The sequence below is a fragment of the Kitasatospora sp. MAP5-34 genome, assembly GCF_029894335.1.
Taxonomy (GTDB): domain Bacteria; phylum Actinomycetota; class Actinomycetes; order Streptomycetales; family Streptomycetaceae; genus Kitasatospora.
In genome coordinates, this window is the sequence record NZ_JARXZC010000096.1 from 1 (window position 1) to 2,271 (window position 2,271).

Consider the following 2,271-nt stretch of genomic DNA (forward strand, 5'->3'; position numbering starts at 1 on the left):
CTGAACGTGAACTCGACACTCACATCCTCGCAGGCCGGGAGCACCCTTCCTTGATCACGTCACCGCGCGAGCCACTGGCGCTGAATATCCGAGGTTGGTGCATGGGAATCGGTCTGGCATTCAGCACGGCCGCGAACGCCCTGCCGACAAGTCAGGTAGCGCCTTCCCACGTCAAGGTCGACCTCGGGAAGTCGGTGACCGGCCTGACCGGCGTGCCGCACAAGGGTGTGAACATCTCTGGCGCCACCGCCCGTTCCTTCACACCCACCAAGACCGCATGGCCGTCAGCTTCCTCCGGCACTCTGCATCTGGCAGCGCCGAGCCCCGCGCCCTCCGGCACAGGTGTGAAGGCGGCAGCAGCGGGAACTCCGGTGTGGGCGCAGACGATCGCTTCCCAGCAGGGTTCCTACGCGGGCCCGACGTCGCTGGGAGTCTCGGTAACGTCCCACGACCTGGCCACGAAGCTCGGTGTCTCCGGGGTGGTGTGGTCACTAACGGACACAGGTACTGGCGTCCAGGGTGCGGGAAGTGTCCGTGTCGGCCTGGACTACGGTGCGTTCAGCCAGGCAATCGGCGGCAACTACGCCTCGCGGCTCCGCCTGGTGCAGCTGCCGGCTTGTGCACTGACAACGCCGGAGCTGGCCCGGTGCCGGGTGCAGACACCGCTGACCTCTACGAACGACCCCAAAACTGGCGCCGTTTCCTCTGTGGTGGCCCTCGGCTCCGCGGCCGTGACGAATGCCGCGGACACGTCCTTCGCGTCGGCCCGTGATGCGGCGAGCAGGGTGACCTCCGCCGTGTACAAGGAAGCTGGCCAATCCGGGCCGTTGCTCGCGCAGAGCGCCTCTACTGCGGGTTCGGCGACGGTGCTGGCTGCCACCGATTCCACCGGGCAGGAGGGCGGTGGCGGCGGCACCTATGCCTCCACCGGGCTGTCTCCCTCGGGCTCCTGGTCCCAGAGCGGTTCTTCGGGAGACTTCACCTACACCTACAAGGTGCAGGCACCCGGGTCCACGACGTCGCTCGCGCCGGATGCCTCGCTGTCCTACGACTCGGGAAGCGTGGACGGGAAGACCGCGAACACCCAAGCCCAAGCCTCGTGGGTGGGCGACGGCTGGACGACCCAGGACTCCTCCATCACACAGAGCTTCGTACCCTGTGCTGACAGCCCGGAGGGCAGCGCGGGCTCGGTGACCACCCCGGACGAATGCTATGACGGCCAGATCCTCAGCCTCTCGCTCAACGGATCGTCCACGTTCGTCGTCTACGACTCCTCCAGCTCCACGTATCGGCTGGCCGACGACAGCGGCGCCACCGTGTCCCACGTGACCAACTCCTCCAACGGGTCGGGCACCTACAACACCGACTACTGGGTGATCACCGAGCGCAACGGCACCGCGTACTACTTCGGACGCAACCAACTGCCCGGCTGGTCATCCGGCAAGGCCACCACCAACTCGGTGGATTACGAGCGGGTATACGCCGCCCACTCGACCGACCCGTGCTACAACGCGACCCCGGCCAACTCGTACTGCACGATGGCCTACCGGTGGCACCTCGACTACGTCACCACCGTCACCGCCGCCGCGATGGCCTACTACTACACGCAGGACACCAACTACTACGGCGCATACAACGGCGCGTCGGCAGTCCAGTACGTGCGCGACTCGTACCTCTCACACATCGACTACGGCTTCACCACTGCCACCGGCCCGTACGGCACCGCCCCTGACACGATCGTGTACACCCCCGGGCTGCGGTGCGTGTCCACCACCAACTGCGGAACCGGGGAGACATCCTCCAACGCCTCCAACTACCCAGATGTCCCATACGACCTGATCTGCGCACAGGGCGCGACCTGCAACGCATACGCGCCTTCGTTCTTCTCCACCGCCCGCCTGACCGGCATCACCACGAAGCAGTACTCAACGGCGTCCAGCTCGTATGCGACCGTGGACTCCTACGCGTTCACCCACACCGAGCCCAACACCGGGGATGCGACCAGCGCGACACTGTGGCTGGCATCGGTGCTGCACACCGGGAACGACACCACCGCAGGCGGCTCCGCCTCCTCGCTCCCGGAACCGGCCGTGAGCTTCGCAGGATCTGCGTTGGAGAACCGGGTCGACACCACGACCTACCCGGGCATGTTCCGCTACCGGATCACCTCGATCACCAATGAAGCGTCGCCATCTTCGAACGTGCTGGTCAGAGGGGCTGGTGTGACTGTTCTCCGGGGTGCTCGTGCTGGCCGTGGGCGGGAGTCTGCGG

Annotated in this window: 1 pseudogene; it reads left to right on the forward strand. The window is 66.2% G+C overall.

The features are described from left to right. Positions 1-101: 101 nt before the first annotated feature. Positions 102-2,271: pseudogene (locus tag P3T29_RS32505) on the forward strand (hypothetical protein); the annotation flags it as partial.